This is a genomic window from Paenibacillus sp. AD87 (genome assembly GCF_001659845.1).
Classification (GTDB): Bacteria; Bacillota; Bacilli; order Paenibacillales; family Paenibacillaceae; genus Paenibacillus; species Paenibacillus marchantiae.
The window spans coordinates 3696240-3712075 of sequence record NZ_LXQN01000007.1 but is presented as its reverse complement, the minus strand read 5'-3'; the positions used below and the strand labels follow the sequence as shown (position 1 = coordinate 3712075).

Annotated in this window: 15 protein-coding genes; 12 read left to right on the top strand and 3 right to left on the bottom strand. The window is 47.1% G+C overall.

Annotated features, from left to right (window positions below; all coding sequences use genetic code 11):
* Positions 1 to 344 precede the first annotated feature (344 nt).
* From gpAD87_RS16130 to gpAD87_RS16120, 3 genes are all read left to right on the top strand, one after another.
* Complete coding sequence (locus gpAD87_RS16130) at positions 345 to 1649, top strand: DNA polymerase IV (protein WP_063564790.1); 1305 nt, start codon at positions 345 to 347, stop codon at positions 1647 to 1649.
* A gap of 119 nt (positions 1650 to 1768) precedes the next feature.
* A complete protein-coding gene (locus gpAD87_RS16125; RefSeq protein WP_024629252.1) occupies positions 1769 to 2011 on the top strand; it encodes a ferredoxin in 243 nt (80 codons plus the stop codon).
* A gap of 222 nt (positions 2012 to 2233) precedes the next feature.
* Positions 2234 to 3622 carry a L,D-transpeptidase gene (locus gpAD87_RS16120; RefSeq protein ID WP_231952596.1) on the top strand — a complete coding sequence of 463 codons (1389 nt, stop codon included), beginning with the start codon at positions 2234 to 2236 and terminating at the stop codon, positions 3620 to 3622.
* A gap of 86 nt (positions 3623 to 3708) precedes the next feature.
* Here the strand turns inward: gpAD87_RS16120 and gpAD87_RS32185 are convergent, their stop codons facing one another.
* A complete protein-coding gene (locus gpAD87_RS32185; RefSeq protein WP_162842436.1) occupies positions 3709 to 3846 on the bottom strand; it encodes a hypothetical protein in 138 nt (45 codons plus the stop codon).
* Positions 3847 to 4102: 256 nt separating this feature from the next.
* Here gpAD87_RS32185 and gpAD87_RS16115 point away from each other — a divergent pair, with 256 nt between their 5' ends.
* From gpAD87_RS16115 to gpAD87_RS16105, 3 genes are all read left to right on the top strand, one after another.
* Entirely contained in the window at positions 4103 to 5200 is a 1098-nt protein-coding gene (locus gpAD87_RS16115) for a quinone-dependent dihydroorotate dehydrogenase (protein WP_064640972.1), read from the top strand.
* A gap of 135 nt (positions 5201 to 5335) precedes the next feature.
* Positions 5336 to 6151, top strand: a complete 816-nt coding sequence (locus gpAD87_RS16110) for a GTP pyrophosphokinase (protein WP_063564788.1) — start codon at positions 5336 to 5338, stop codon at positions 6149 to 6151.
* On the top strand, positions 6138 to 6632 hold the full coding sequence (locus gpAD87_RS16105) for a DUF309 domain-containing protein (protein ID WP_063564787.1): 495 nt from the start codon (positions 6138 to 6140) through the stop codon (positions 6630 to 6632). The genes gpAD87_RS16110 and gpAD87_RS16105 overlap by 14 nt, the downstream gene beginning before the upstream one ends.
* Before the next feature lie 212 nt (positions 6633 to 6844).
* Here gpAD87_RS16105 and gpAD87_RS16100 read toward each other — a convergent pair whose 3' ends face one another.
* On the bottom strand, positions 6845 to 7393 hold the full coding sequence (locus gpAD87_RS16100) for a thioredoxin family protein (RefSeq protein ID WP_064639191.1): 549 nt from the start codon (positions 7391 to 7393) through the stop codon (positions 6845 to 6847).
* Between the two features lie 221 nt (positions 7394 to 7614).
* Between gpAD87_RS16100 and gpAD87_RS16095 the strand changes: the two genes are divergently transcribed.
* The 6 genes from gpAD87_RS16095 (at position 7615) to gpAD87_RS16070 (ending at position 14582) form a co-directional block, all read left to right on the top strand.
* Positions 7615 to 9303, top strand: a complete 1689-nt coding sequence (locus gpAD87_RS16095) for an RsmB/NOP family class I SAM-dependent RNA methyltransferase (RefSeq protein WP_064639190.1) — start codon at positions 7615 to 7617, stop codon at positions 9301 to 9303.
* Entirely contained in the window at positions 9300 to 10046 is a 747-nt protein-coding gene (locus gpAD87_RS16090) for a pseudouridine synthase (RefSeq protein ID WP_064639189.1), read from the top strand. Before gpAD87_RS16095 ends, gpAD87_RS16090 begins: the two co-directional genes overlap by 4 nt.
* A gap of 344 nt (positions 10047 to 10390) precedes the next feature.
* Positions 10391 to 11194 (top strand): Cof-type HAD-IIB family hydrolase, encoded by an 804-nt coding sequence (locus tag gpAD87_RS16085; RefSeq protein WP_064639188.1) that lies wholly within the window; start codon positions 10391 to 10393, stop codon positions 11192 to 11194.
* Positions 11195 to 11293: 99 nt separating this feature from the next.
* Positions 11294 to 12349, top strand: a complete 1056-nt coding sequence (locus tag gpAD87_RS16080) for a hypothetical protein (RefSeq protein WP_064639187.1) — start codon at positions 11294 to 11296, stop codon at positions 12347 to 12349.
* Between the two features lie 101 nt (positions 12350 to 12450).
* Positions 12451 to 13005, top strand: coding sequence for a GNAT family N-acetyltransferase (locus gpAD87_RS16075; RefSeq protein ID WP_064639186.1), 555 nt, complete (start codon positions 12451 to 12453; stop codon positions 13003 to 13005).
* Between the two features lie 446 nt (positions 13006 to 13451).
* Positions 13452 to 14582, top strand: a complete 1131-nt coding sequence (locus gpAD87_RS16070; RefSeq protein ID WP_064639185.1) for a glycosyltransferase family 4 protein — start codon at positions 13452 to 13454, stop codon at positions 14580 to 14582.
* Positions 14583 to 14672: 90 nt separating this feature from the next.
* Here the strand turns inward: gpAD87_RS16070 and gpAD87_RS16065 are convergent, their stop codons facing one another.
* Positions 14673 to 15731, bottom strand: coding sequence for a YkvI family membrane protein (locus tag gpAD87_RS16065; protein WP_063564779.1), 1059 nt, complete (start codon positions 15729 to 15731; stop codon positions 14673 to 14675).
* Positions 15732 to 15836 lie beyond the last annotated feature (105 nt).

The window sequence follows — 15836 nt, the reverse complement described above, 5'->3', positions numbered from 1 at the left end:
CATTTGGTGTAACAAATGATGGATTGTAGAGTTAAGTGAGTTGTAAACGTAGTCTTGTAATATGTTATGCTTCATCTAAATACAAGTATTCCAGGATTGCATAGGGATTCAAATCCTGTCTTTATAAATGGAGGGAAGAGGATGCATTTTGTGTGGGAGAATACAATTATTTCATTCATTATAATTGCTATTATCGTCGTTGCCGTGTGGGGTATCATTCGATCGATCGTTAAATCTGGCCGATAATAAGGGGATATAAATGATTTTTACATAAGGGAATTTGATATAATAGAGTAGAGATTGCATGTAACGGAATTGTGTATACGAAAGGGCGGTGGTGGATCATGTCTTCAGAGCAAACGCATAACAACATTAATGTAGATCGATATTATCCTACCGCCGGACGAGTGATTTTGCATGTCGATATGAATGCTTTTTATTGCTCTGTACATGAAGCCGAGGAACCGGAATTATATAGAGGAAAAGCGACGGCCGTTGCTGGCAGTAGTGAAGTGCGCAAAGGTGTCATTGTAACTTGTTCTTACACGGCACGAAGCAGGGGTATTTCCACAGGTATGGTCGTTCATCAAGCATTGAAGAAATGTCCTGACTTAATTGTGATTCGTCCGGATTTTCATTTATATCGTAGATATTCGAAAGAATTCATGAAAATAGCTTACAGCTATACACCATTGCTTGAAGCGACCTCAATCGATGAGTGTTACCTCGATATTACGGGGTCCAGACAGTTCGGTACACCGCTGGAGATTGCGGAAAGTATTCAGACCAGAATCCGGGATGAGCTGGGGATGCCCTGTTCGATCGGAATTGCACCCAACAAGCTGCTTGCCAAGATGGCCTCTGATTTGAAAAAGCCTAATGGCATTTCGATTTTGCGGATGAGGGATGTACCTCAGATTTTATGGCATAGACCTTGCAACGAGATGTTTGGGATTGGCAAAAAGACAGCGGAAAAACTGAAGAAGCTGGGCATTGAAACAATAGGCCAGCTGGCCAAATCAGACGAGCGGATGTTAACCGATGTGTTTGGTATTAATGGTTCTTGGTTAAAAAATTCAGCAAACGGCATTAATCATTCTGCAGTTCAGGCTGAACGTGAAGCGAACAAATCGATCGGACACACAACAACGCTGCCTGCGGATATATCTGAAATGGATGATGTACATCGGGTGTTGTTGAATATAAGTGACCAGGTTGCCAGGCGGTTGCGCAAGCACGAAATGCTCAGTCAGGGCATTCAGATTACGATTCGTACACCGGATATGAAGACGATTACGAGATCACGGATGATGGAAGTGCCTACTGAAGATGCATCCATCATATACCGGGAGGCCTGTGCTTTATTTGCGAAACATTGGCGCGGCGGGAAGCCTGTTCGTATGTTGGGTGTGACCCTCCAAACGCTGATTCCACGTGAGGAGTCAGCGATACAGCTGGATCTGTTTGAATATGAGCAGAAACCGAAGAAGGAAAACCTGATTCGCATTATGGATCAGTTACGTGACAAATTTGGTGAGAATGCTGTCGTTACAGCTGGCATGCTGGGGGATGATCCTTCCGTATTACTGCGCAATCATAAAGTCCGGGGAACATCGCTGCAAAAAGATAATTTGCAAAGTCTTGATTAAATAGGGCATAATGGAGTCTTGAGGCTGTTAAAATTATTTGTAATAACTCTTACTTTGTATTAATATGTTTCTAGATAAAAATACTGTACGTTTTTGAATAATAGGAGGAGAGATTGGTAATGAGTAAATTTACTTGGGTAGAAAAAGATACATGTATTGCGTGCGGAGCGTGCGGAGCAACGGCGCCAGACATTTATGACTATGATGATGAAGGTTTGGCAGAAGTGATCTTCGATGGAGATGCCAACAAAGGGATCAAAGCAATTCCGGATGACTTGTTCGACGACATGCAGGATGCTTGCGACGGCTGCCCTACGGACTCCATTAAAGTTGCGGATGAACCTTTCAACAAAGAAGGTTAATTCCTTTCATATGAACATACAAGAGTACATTCTTCTGTCATTGGGACAGTCGAATGTGCTTTTTTTGTCGAATGTTGAGGCTTAGATCCGGGTACTCAAGTCCTATGGATTTCTTGTCATCATTTGCCGATATATATAGAAACGGAAAAAGGCGAAATGATGGAGGATCGGATGCAAAATACTCACCTACGAACATATGTAAAGAAACATCCTGATAATAAAATGGCTTGGTATTTACTTGGTAAGGAATATTTGGGTGAAGGGCAGGAAGCCAAGGCGAACTATTGTTTTCAACAGGCGGGTGAAGTCTACGAGGCTTTCGAGCGAAGCAAGGCACCGGCAGATATATGGGTGGATTATCAGGAGAAGCTGGTTGAGATGGCTGAGCAAAAGGAGAAAAAACATCGTGTTCGCAAGATGTGGCTTACCCTGCTTATGCTGCTTGTACTGGCAGGATTACCACCTGCAGACGCTCCTGGTTTCAATCGGGATGCAGCCGAGGCTTTGGCTTCAGCGTTGGAATCGACGGACGATTCCATGGATAGCGAATCAGGGAATAACCCGATGGAAGACTTGGCTCTTGTTGCAAAATCCAATGTGTTTACAGCTGGAGCATTCGGTGGAGGGGACCAGGGTGAGGCTGCACTTGCAGCTGCATGGTCAGGCTCTGGTGCGAAGGTACAGACATCGGCTGTGCTTGGAATGCAGGTCGCAGGTAACTGGACATTATGGAAGCGAAATATGGCGGTGAAATACATCGTTCAGACAAACAGCAGTGGCAAATTAACGGCACAGAGTTATGATGCCAAACAGTGTAACTGTGAACCGCCGGAAGTATTACCGGAGATCAAGCGTCTGGCACAAGCCTGGACAGCCAAACAGGAATCCGCGGCAGCTCTGTCGAGTGCAATGATTACATATAAAAAACAAAACGGTAGCTGGCCGAAAAGTGTGGCGCAACTTGCCCAGCCGTTTCCAAATAATATTCTGGGCGATACTGCACCTGGCATGACCCGGATGTTTCCGGCACTACTAGCCATGCATCAACAAGGGCAAATGGGAAAAGGGAAAAACACAGGTGAGGGAACACGTGAAGGTTCAGATTTGCCGCAAGGCAAAAACGCTGCATTTGTGGATACGTTAGGCGGAAAGCCTTTTTTGCAGGATCGGCTTGAAATCATCGTGGACAAGAGCAGACATAAGCTTGCGCTGATTAGTGGCGACACCATTATTCGGAATTACGAGGTGGGGCTTGGCGGAGATCGTACTCCAGAGGGTTCGTTTGTCATTTCAGACAAGGTTGTAAATCCAAATGGTCGCTCCAACGGCGAATTTGGAAGTAGGGGCATGCAGCTATCGGACACGAATTATGCCATCCATGGGACCAACGAGCCAAACAGTATCGGGCTGGATGAATCCCTTGGATGTGTGAGAATGAGTACTGAAGATGTGGAAGAGCTATTTGCTCTTGCTCCTCAGGGAACTCCGGTACGCATCGGGAAAGATCTGCTGCCAGAGACAGCTATGGTTCCAGAAGCGAAGGATCGCTACCGGTACACACTTGTTCCCAAGCAAAATAATCCGAATAAGACGTATCATTGGTTGAATTAAACGATAAACCAAGTGATTCAGACCGAAGAAAACGTAAAATCCATGCTGGATTGGTATGTAGATGCAGAAACAATCGGTTGAAGCATTTACAGGTTGGCAATAATAATAAGCGCACCAATGATAATGATCAGTCCACCGACGCTGGCTGCGGTCCAGATAATGGCTTTCCGGTTGACCTCATCTTTCTTTTGCTGCAAAGTAGGTGGTTTGCGTTTGGGAGCCATGGGCTGTTCCTCCTTCATGGAATAAGGCTATATAGATGTAGCCATGCTCCCATTGTAAAGAATTCAACTCGCCATTTCCAGTAGGCGGGTGGATTTCTTGTGAGCATTTTGCATAATACGATTCCTTCTGTCTATGCTCAAACTACTTTCCTTTTGAAGAAGAAACGGATAGACTTGTGTATAGAGTGTTTTTTTACATATGAAAAAGACGGAAAGCAGTTTTTTCAGCGTACCGGACCAGAACGGAGTGAGTGATTTGTTATACAGAAGTCTTGCTAAACCCTTGTTGTTCAAAATGGACCCTGAGCAGGCCCATCATCTAATTATCGGCGGCCTCAGTGGAATGGGGAGTATTCGCCCGGTTCCTTCCGGTTTGCGTGTCATGTATGGCGTGCGTGAAACATCGGATCTGGCTGTGGATATGTTTGGATGTCATTTTCCTACACCTGTAGGACTTGCGGCTGGTTTGGACAAAAACGGACAGGCTGTAACGGGCTTTTCTTCCATCGGGTTTGGCTTCATGGAAGTGGGCACAGTCACACCGCTTGCACAGCCAGGTAACGACCAGCCACGGTTATTCCGCCTGCCTCCCGATGAGGCATTGGTGAACCGGATGGGATTCAATAACCTTGGAGCCGAAGCGATGGCGGGTGAATTGGCACGCCTCACGGAGCGCCGTATTCCAGTGGCCGTAAATATAGGTAAAAATAAGGCGACATCGAATGAAGAAGCGCATTTGGATTATGCAAAATGCATTCGAGCGCTATACGATTATGCGGACCTGTTTGTGGTGAATATCAGTTCACCAAATACACCGGATTTGCGTAATCTGCAACATGGGAATGAACTGAAGGAATTGCTTGCCGCTGTGATGAATGAGATGGAGACGCAGCGCAAGAGAGCGGGCGGTTCCGTTAAATCGGTACTGGTCAAAATCGCACCTGATGTGAATGACCAGGAGCTCGAATATATGGTAAGTACCATTGCAGATAGTGGAGTTGCCGGCATCATCGCAACGAATACAACGATCAGCCGCGAGGGTCTGTCTCATCAGCATGCCAAGGAGACAGGTGGACTAAGTGGCAAGCCGCTGCGTGATCGTTCCACGGAAATCATTCGCCAAATCTATCGCCAGACAGAAGGCAAACTGCCAATCATCGGATCGGGGGGCATTTTCACAAGCGAAGATGCTTACGAAAAGATTAAAGCAGGGGCCAGCCTGGTGGAAATATATACGGCATTGATCTATGAAGGACCTGAAGTGAACCGGCGCATTCATGCCGGACTGCGTGAATTGCTGCGCAAAGACGGTTACAGTCATATTTCGGAAGCTGTCGGTGCAGAGCATCGTTAAGAAATGTTTCGGAGTTCCCCGGATTGGAAATTAGAAGCGTGGAAGAGGGTAATGTCGTACGGGACTCTTCCCCCCGCTTAACATCATGTATAATGGATAAGAACAGGGGAAGCTATAGAGACAGGAGGCATAAGCATGGACGGTAGAGACTGGGGTACATTTTTACTTCCTTATGAACAAGCGGTAGAGGAATTGAAAGTTAAGTTTAAAACGATGCGGGCGGAGCTTAAGAAAAGGGAAGAATACGCCCCGATCGAATTCGTTACCGGTCGTGTCAAAAAAATATCCAGCATTCTGGAGAAATCCAGACGCCTGAATGTGCCGCTTGATCAGGTGGAAACAGGCATTGAGGATATTGCAGGTATCCGCATTATGTGCCAGTTTGTGGATGATATTCGGCGGGTAGCCGAGTATATACGTGGACGTAAGGATTTGACGGTATTAATCGAGAAAGATTATATCACCAATTTCAAAGAAAGCGGCTACCGCAGTTTCCATATGATTATTGAGTATCCTGTTCAGACGGCTCTTGGGCAGAAGAATGTACTGGCCGAGATTCAGATTCGGACGCTGGCGATGAACTTCTGGGCCACGATCGAGCACTCCCTTAGTTACAAGTTTCGGGAGAGTCTGCCGGATGATATGCGCGCACGATTGAAAAAGACGGCGGAAGCCGCTTTTGTACTCGATAATGAGATGTCGGCGATCCGTCTGCAAATTCTGGAGGCGCAAAAGGCCTTTGAAGATGACTCCAATATTGTATCAAGAACGCTGAGCATCATACATCAATTGTATTTCTACCACCTCGTGAACGAAGCGATAGAGGCACAAAAGCGCTTCAATGACTGCTGGGAGCGTCATGATATGGAAGGGTTAAAAGACCTTCTGGATGATGTAAAAGCACTTCTGAATGCGGCTAGAAAGGGCGAAAACCCGGATGAGCAGCTATGAGCCGCTGTATGTTGACTATCTGATCTACTTCAATCGCGATCGGGACTACTTTGAATGCCATGAGGTATTGGAAGAACTGTGGCTTGAACGGGATCGAGATTCTCTGTACAAAGGATTGCTACAGATTGCAGTGGGGCTGTATCATTTCAGGAATGATAACCTTCGCGGAGGACGCATGATGTTACAGAGTTCGGTAGATCTGTTAAAGTCATATCCGGAAACTTCGCGAGGTATTGCCCTTGGACCGTTGGTGCAGGAAGTACAGGAGCTGGTTCATGGACTTTCGGGTCCTGAGCCGCAGAAGTTTCCCTACAGAGACTTGCATATTCAGATTCAGGATGAGGTACTGGTGCAGGAGGTTCGAGAACGAGCTCTTGAGCTGAAGCCTAATATTCCCCAACGCCGGAGTCCTACACGTGGACGAATCTATGAAGAGAAGATGAAAGCATTGCAGCAGGAGCAGAACTTGCAGAGCGAGTAAGCTTGTAATAGAAAGACATCATTCACTTTATCATTAACATGTTCTCAAACATATGATCTTTAAAAAACACCCCGACCGTTCCTCTAGAGGAATTGGCCGGGGTGTTCGATATTAAAGGACATCATTAAAGGTTGGAATGATTCCAGAGCTTGTCCATGAAAAGGACAATATAATCCATGTGGGTCCATCAAATCCGCGAAGGGAATATACGATTAGCTTGCCGATGGAGTGGCACTGCCTTTATATTTCTCGAAAAATTGCTTGTAGTCATCCAGTGTATAACCGTTGGCACTGCCATTTTCCTGCAGCCCGCCAACCATGCGGTCTTTCTCAACACCATCCTGATAATATACCAGAGTTGGTGTGTACTCAATGTTATAATCGGTCCAACCGGAATCGAATTCACGCAGATTGAACTGAGGCAGTTGAATCCCTTCCTCATCGACCAGTGGCATCAACTGAGGTGTTGTCGCACGGCAGTGTGAGCAGTCGGAGGCGAAGAAATATACAAAGAAGCTGTCTTTGTTATCAATTCTGGCTTTCAGATCATCAGGCAAAATGATTTGTTGGTAGTTCGGATCGTCCAGCAATTCGCGTGTTGCGGGATTAAGCTTGGAGGCGGCGATGCCATAAGCATTCCCCACGGCGTCCATTTGTTTCTTGGATTGCTGGTTCACCAGGACGAGTGCTGCAATCAAAACGACGAAAATACCCAGGAAAATAAGGATCGCAGCGCTTTTCTTTTTCTTCTTGGATTTCATTAAGACATCCCCCATCGATCATATCGAAATATAGTTTTGGCAAAAATACGGGATGGGATAATATGCATAAACACCCGAATTTTTGCACATCAATCAATCTACTTGCCATTATACTACATTACACGCTGTAGTGGAATATGTATGAAGCAATAGGAAAGCATTGCCCGGATATGATAACATAGAACTATATGCAATTTTAACAAGACAGGATGAGTGGGATTATGGCTGTACAGCTGCCTTCGATATTTGCCGAGCGAATGAAAAGCTTGTTAGGCGATGAATTTGAACAATTTATGAAATCTTATGAGCAGTCGCCACATGCGGGGCTGAGAGTGAATACGTTAAAAATATCGCTGGAACAATTCAAGGAAATTGCTCCATTTGATATGCGACCCATTCCGTGGTGCGGAACGGGTTTTTATGTGCCTCACGGGGTTAAGCCGGGGTTACATCCTTATTATCATGCGGGTTTGTATTATATCCAGGAACCAAGTGCCATGGCCCCAGTTGAATTATTGAATGTGAAACCCGGGGAACGTGTGCTGGATCTATGTGCGGCTCCTGGCGGGAAAACAACCCAGATCGCAGCCAAGCTTCAGGGGAAAGGTGTACTTGTTACAAATGATATCCATGCGGAACGTACGAAAGCCCTCGCCAAAAACGTGGAATTGTATGGGGTACGCAATGCTGTTGTATTGAATGAATCACCGGAACGGATTGCGAGTGCATTTCCTCATTATTTTGATAAAGTTTTAATCGACGCGCCTTGCTCTGGTGAGGGCATGTTCCGCAAAGATGAGGACATGGTGAAATCCTGGGAGAATCATTCGGTGGAAAAATGTGTGCTGATGCAGCGCGATATTCTGGAGACTGCGGCCAAACTGCTTGCTCCAGGGGGTACCATCGTATATTCCACATGTACATTTGCACCAGAGGAAAATGAAGCGATGATAGCGGAATTTCTGAACATCAATCCTGATTTTGTGGTGAATGACATCCCGGAAAGTGCAGGATTTGCTCCAGGACGACCGGAATGGGTGCGTCAGATGTTGCCCGAAAAAGCAGAAGAGACGGAATCTGTGCTGGACCAAACGCGCGGCACTGCGAGGTTGTGGCCTCATCTCTTGGAGGGGGAAGGACATTATGTTGCTGTATTGCAGCATCGTGCGGAATCTCTTATCGAAGAAGACGGAAATCAAGAAGAGGGCAGCGTTTTACAAATTGGACAGGCAGTGGGCGTAGATTTCACCGAACCAAGTGAATTGGTAGAACCATTTATCCATGTATCTGCACCAATCAGTAAAGAAGAGCGGAAACGGGAACGTCTAATGAGAACCGAATCCAGAGAACGCGATGATAAGCATACCCGTGGTGGCAAGGCTCAGGGAAAACAGGGCAAAAGAAACGAGCGTGGTGGTCGCAAAAACGAACGGGCTCAGGGACGAGGAACCGACCAGGCAAATGTCGATCCAGGAACGGTGTATGCTCAATTTATACAAGAAAATCTGGAAATCGAACTTGCTGGAGAAACGGTGTATTATGGCGATCGAGTGTATCAATCTTCTGTGGGTGCTGCCCGTCTGGAAGGGCTCAAGGTTATTCGACCAGGGTGGTTTATGGGTACCGTGAGGAATGGGCGATTTGTGCCCTCTCATCCGCTTGCATGTGCTTTGAATGCAGCTGAAGCCCAGAGATACGTTAACTTATCTTCCGCAGACGGTGAAGCAGTAAGGTATCTCAAAGGAGAGACGTTGAACATCGAAGAGACACGAGTTGAACGTCAAGCAGATACGGCGGCCAAAGGTTATGTGTTGGTGTGTGTGGACGGATTTGCGGCTGGCTGGGGGAAATGGCTGGATGGTGTACTGAAAAATGAATATCCGGCAGGCTGGAGGTGGACATCAGTATGAGTGGAAAAGGCAAACAAACGCTGCGTCTGGATAAAATATTGAGCCATATGGGTGTGGGGTCTCGAAGTGAGCTCAAAAAGATGGTAAAACAGGGCAGAATCCGTGTGGACGGTAAACCGGTGAAAGACAGCGGTGTGCAGGTTAATCCAGACGTAAACGTAATTGAAGCTGACGGAGAGCGGATTGTGTATCGTGAAATGATCTACCTGATGCTGCACAAACCACCTGGCGTGGTGTCGGCAACCGAAGATAATCGGGATAAAACGGTGATTGATCTGCTGCGTAAAGAGGAGCGTGTCTTCGATCTGTTCCCTGTGGGACGGCTCGACAAAGATACCGAAGGCTTGCTCATCCTAACCAATGATGGGCCGCTTGCCCATGATCTGTTATCCCCGCGTAAACATGTGCCCAAGACGTATGAAGCCCGTGTGCTGGGAAATGTTGATGAAGAAGATATTGAAAAATTCAAAGCCGGCATTCAGCTGGATGATGGATACGAGACGTTGCCTGCGGAACTGACTGTGCTGGAACATGAGGAAACAGAAGAGGGCGTGTTTTCTTCCATTTCATTGATCATTCATGAGGGCAAGTTCCACCAGGTGAAAAGAATGTTCCAGGCTGTTGGCAAACGTGTGGTTTATCTGAAACGTGTTGCCATGGGTGACCTGGAGCTGGATGCCAATCTGGAAATTGGCAGTTATCGCGAACTAACCGCTGACGAGTTAGATCGTCTGCGGAAGTAATAGTTCCCTGCTTCGCGAAGCGAAGCAAGGAGTCTGGGCAGTGTACGAAGCCTTGCCCACCGCGCCAAAGGTGCGTCAGCTCCCGTCCTTCGCGAAGCGGAGCAGAGAGCCGGGCAGAAGGCGAAGCCCTGCCCGTAATGGTCCCGCTTGAGCTTGGGCGGGGCCGCCGCTGTCAAGCGGCAGACCCGGCAACCAAGCGCTCCCACACCGACCGTCACATAGCAAGATCGAAACCGCCGCCGGTAAACGAGACGGGAGTCCAGAGGGCAGAGCCCTCTGGGGCCCTCCCTCGGAAGGGAGGGTTTGGGTGGGTGCGACTCTTTTACAGATAAGGAATGAAGACAATGACAATTAAATTAATCGCACTGGATGTCGATGGAACGCTGCTTAATGATCATCATGAACTTACCGAAATGACGCAAGAGACCTTAATTCGTGCTTCCCGTCAGGGAGCTGAGATTGTCTTGTGTTCAGGCAGAGGTCCTGCGAATACGATCCCGTTTATGGAGCAGATGGGACTTGACGGATATGTCATAACACATAATGGGGCAGTAACTGCACAGGTTCAGACTCGTGAAGTGGTGCACCATTTTGCCATGGATGGACAGGGGCTGGAGCCTTTCATATCTTACTGCCGTACGCAAGGTGTACATTTTGACATCAACACGGCGTTTGGACTCTATGTGGATCAGCCCGAAGGTTTGGAGTTGCAGGTACGCGAAATGTATCAAAACTTCATGGCAGAACCATTAAAGCTGCCGCAATGGGCGGATATGACAGAGCCGCTTGCGAAATTCACTGCGTTTGGACCCATCGAGCAGATGAATGCGGTGCAACAGGAGTGGTCGACCTGGAATCTTCCATATTATATGACGCGTAGCGGTGATTTTTTCATTGATCTGATGCATCCCGAAGCCTCCAAAGGTGCAGCTCTAAAAAGACTGGCCGAAGCAAAAGGAATCCTGCCTTCCGAGATCATGGCGGTAGGTAACTACTACAATGACATCACCATGTTGACCTTTGCAGGCAAAGGGGTTGCGATGGATAATTCCCCGGAGGAAGTTAAGGCTGCTGCGGACGAGGTTACACTTTCGAACAACGATCAGGGTGTGGCCCACGCTATCCAAAAATATGTGTTGTCCGTCTAATAGTTCGCTCTTAAAATCTGAATAGCGTTGTATCTTATAAACTGTCGCTCTCAAGGGTAACCTAATAGAATAACGTTAGGAACCGAGGAGGACAGGTGCATGGAACTGAAAGTAGAGCTGATTCCTGATCTTCGAACATCAGGTGGCGAAGTACAGGATATTATGGTGGGCGGTCAATATATGGGTTCGCTGCTGCTTGTGTTCAGGGAAGGGGATCGGGTATCCGGTAGCCTTCAGATTGAGCAAAATTCGCTACCTGACGAGACAGAACAATATATTGTGGAGCAAGTGCACGAATATATTCGTTCTCTCGCGGATGCGGTAAGTGCTGCTGAATATGAAGTGCTTGTAAGCTGCGGTACACTGTATTCTGTGTTACAGAAGCCAGAGTCTCAAACGGATATGTTCATTCAGTCGTCACGGTCTGAAGATAGCTACAGTCACGATGGACAGAATGAACGGGCTGGCGTAAATGAAGTACACATCATTCCTGGCTCACAAGCTGAATCATTTACATATGAAGACCCGGAACATTTGCTCGAAATGGAGCTTGTAAGCGCCGGACGCAGCATATCTACTTATGTATTTAATGACGCCAATGGACAGGAACTGGCTGAAGCCTCTCTGAAACAATATGGCGCTGATGTGCAGGGTGAGATCCATTGGTATGATGAACCGGCAGAGAGTTATCAGGATGCGGCTGCCGAGCTGCTGGTACGAGAGCTGGATGAAGAAATCATCGATACAATTACGATCCGCATGTGGCATCAAGGGCAGGAGATGGAATCGGCGGAATGGGTGCACCGGGATTTTGCGGATGAGGATGAGATAGAGTCCGAAGAAGATCTCGAAGAGATTGAAGCTGCTGAAGAAGCCTGTTATGTAATGTTGGTGCGCAAAGATCGGGAGTTTCGGGTATATGAACTGTTTCTACAAGAACGCGGAGGGTTACCTGTAGGTACAGCAACGATTGATACCTCAGAAGCGGATTTGTCAGGCTATATTGATTATCAGGTACCCGGCACAAGTGTTCAGCGAAAGAGTCTGGTTGAAGTTCTGATGCGAGAGCTGGACAAAGAGCTTGAGTTTGATACATTACATCTCACGATGTTATACCGTAATCAAATTATCGATGAAGCGAAGATTGAAGGGTAAGAGGCACAGCCTCTTGCCTTTTTTGTTTTCTTTTTGACGAACAAGCCATTTCCCGGTATAGTACCATTAGTTTAAGAGAGACCTGGAAGTGGAGGAGAATCATGAAGCACTCATTCAGTATCACAACAGACTACATCAATGATGAATTTAAGGCATTGCAGGCTCAGCCGGAAGACACGGAGGATGTGATGTCCCTGCTCATGGAAACAGCCGAGTGGTTGCGGAGCCAGGGGTCTTCTCAATGGAATGCGTTGTTAAAAGGTGAGGATTCTCATAATACGGCGGAGGCTATTCAGCGTGGCGACGTATTTGTATTTAAAAAGGGTTCTGACGTAGCTGGCATGGTTATTTTGATGAGCCAGCCAAGTGCATGGGATGTGCACTTATGGGGAAGCAAAGCGCATGCCGGGGATGGCGCACTTTATCTGCACCGATTAGCCATCCGCAGAAAGTACGCCCAGAGTGGACTGGGACGGGCGATTTTGCAATGGTCGAGCAGCGGGATCCAGTTTGAGGATAAACACATTGTCCGATTAGATTGCGGAACTGAGAACGCAACATTGAACGCATTCTATGGGCGTAACGACTATACCTTTGTGGGAGAGACAGACGGCTTCAGTACGTACGAGAAGGCAATCACACACTTGTCTGTATAAACGCTGTATTCAAACATAAGAAGTACATTCAAAAAGCCGGGGGCTACGATTGCTCACTGGCTTTCATTTGTATGTCGGCAAAAGAGGCTTAACTTTCAAAATCATACATCCGCTTCTTAGCCGAGCATCTTCTGAATATGTTGTATATACGACTCCGGAGTGAGGGCGTACGCTCAAATAAGATGAAAAAGATAACGTATAGTAGAATAAAGCCAGCCAAAGAGCGATGATTTCCGGTGGAGTTACTCAGTACCTAACAATATTCGTCATGTCGTCAGCGTCAGAACCAACATGGTACAATTGCTATTGAAATGAATTCTATTATTCAGCTGTAAATGAGCGAGTGATAAGAAATCTCATTTTGTACCTTTACTGAACATATGTTCTGATATATCATGATTGAAGATGTAATGAAAAGATTTATGCTAGAAAGGGGGAAACTAACGGTGAGATTGCTGCAGGCGCTTTTCTTTCCTCCGGAGCAGCCCGGAGGTGTATCCTCTATGATTCCGTATATGCAAGAGAGGTTTACAACCCCGAGGTGGGAGATGGATCTGTTCTCGTTGCCTAAGCGAATTCGCAACAAGGGCAGGGAAGATATCCAGTTTGAGACGTTCGATTGGACCCAATATCAGGATAGTCCTGTCGTGCAAAAATATATGCAAACCTACCGGGATTATTTGTGGTGGACCAAGCTGCGTATTCAGAAGCCTTACGATCTGATTCATGCCCATCATCCTATTGCGGGGCTTGCAATGAAGAAGGTTTTCCCGGATGTTCCTCTCATTCAAACGATCCACTCCAGTTATGAGCGAGAGCTGATACTGAATGGACGGATTGAGCCGAACGGACCGGAGCATCAATTCCTGCTGGCCATCTATGGTGAGCTGGAGCACCAGGCAGAGCGGTTGTTAACAGTATCGGATTCTTTCCGTCGTTATCTGGCGCCTTATGTACAGCACCCCGAAGTTATCGGTGTGATTCCGAATGGTTTTGATGAGAAAAGGTTTAAGCCAATTCCCCATGAGAACGCGATACCACAGCTGGTCACCGTATGCCGTCTGGTTCCGGCGAAAGGGCTGGATATTCTGTTCAAAGCCTGTGCCGAACTGAAAGCCCGGGGACATGATTATGTGCTTCATATTATTGGGGACGGACCGATCCGTCCAGACTTGGAAGAATTGGCCCAGCGGCTGGGCATTTATAATGAGACTATTTTTTATGGTTACACGCTGCACCCTGAGGAATTCATGCCATTTTTTGATATCTTTGTACTTCCTTCGCGGGCGGAGGCGTTCGGGTCTGTTTTCGCGGAAGCAGCGCTTAGCTGTCTTGCCCTTGTAGGTACAGATGTTGGCGGCATACCCGAACAGATTGAGAACGGCAGTAACGGCTTGCTGGTGCCATCAGAAGATCCGTCTGCACTGGCAGAAGCGCTGGAGAAGGTGATGGTTGACCCGGCGTACCGTTATGAGCTCGCTCGTTCGGCATGCGAAAAGGCCAAAACCCATTACTCTTTGGGTAGATCGGTCAATGAACTGAAAAAAATGTATTTGCAATTCCCGAGCCAGTTTTAACTTCTGGAAAGGGAAAAGAAGGAAGCCGCTGTGTGAACAGCGGCTTTTTTTATGTTTAGGGAAATGATGCTTCGCAACAAAAATACGTTGTTATAGGTGTTTGTTACGACCTCGAAAGCTTCCCCATCGATCCATTACTAATTTTGCACCCCAGACCAGTGCCAAACTGCCGAAAATGGGGTAAAGGATAGAGAGCAGGGAGCTGAACCCAAACTGGCTAAGCGAATAACATAGCAGCATGATGGCCAGTATGATTAGTTTGGGATGTACGTGGACATGCTGTCTGAGTTGGAGGGTCATTCCATAAATATCGGCTACAAATGTACTGAAGATTTCCATAAAAATCAGGGATACATAGATAGACTGGACTACCCATCCAAGTTGAAAGGCAATGCTGCCCATTGGAATTTCAAATTGCGTGATGCCAGGCATCTGGGCTGACATGGCGAAGTGGGCTGCCATAAGCATGAATCCTACACCAATCCCGCCCAGAACGCCGCCCCATTTCAGTACCTTTCGGCTGCGAATCTGATTCCCCACCGGAACAAGTACAGCTTGGGCAAGTGCCAGGTTGAATGAAGTATACAACAGAGGAGATAACCAGACCTGGATTGGATTGCTGTCCGTGGTTAATGTAATAAATCGGTTTGCGCCGGGATGATGTATGGTGCTGGTGATCATAAGCAGAGAGAGCAGGAGCATCATTGGCACTACGATACTGTTCATTTGCAGAATAGCCTGAATGCCCCGTCCAAGCAGCAGATATGTACCGATAAGGGTAACAATCAGTCCGGTCTGGTAATGAAGCCCCAGATGCTCTACAAAGACCGACCCTGCTCCGGCCAGCATGACACTGTTTACTCCGATGAGAATAAGAAGGGTAACCCAGGTAATCCAGTTTCCTGCTTTATGACCGAATAGATGCTTGTTGAGATCTTCGTATGAGCGCGAGCCGGTATCATGGGCAATCAGCATCATTTTTGTACCTAACCAGACAAAGAGCATGGTCGATAAGCCAATGGTAATGGTGGCCCATTTGCCATACTGGGTAAAAAACTGCAATATCTCCTGTCCTGTTGCAAAGCCGGCTCCTACTACCGTTCCAATGTATGTAAATGCGATCTGCAGCACCCGAAATGCCTGTTTCATGCGTTTCCCCTCTCAGGCCCCTGAATAGTTTGGACATGCGGGTGCCATGGTACAAGGTATGCTTGACCCATCAAAGTCATGACAATTGAAGTGTGACATAGGGTC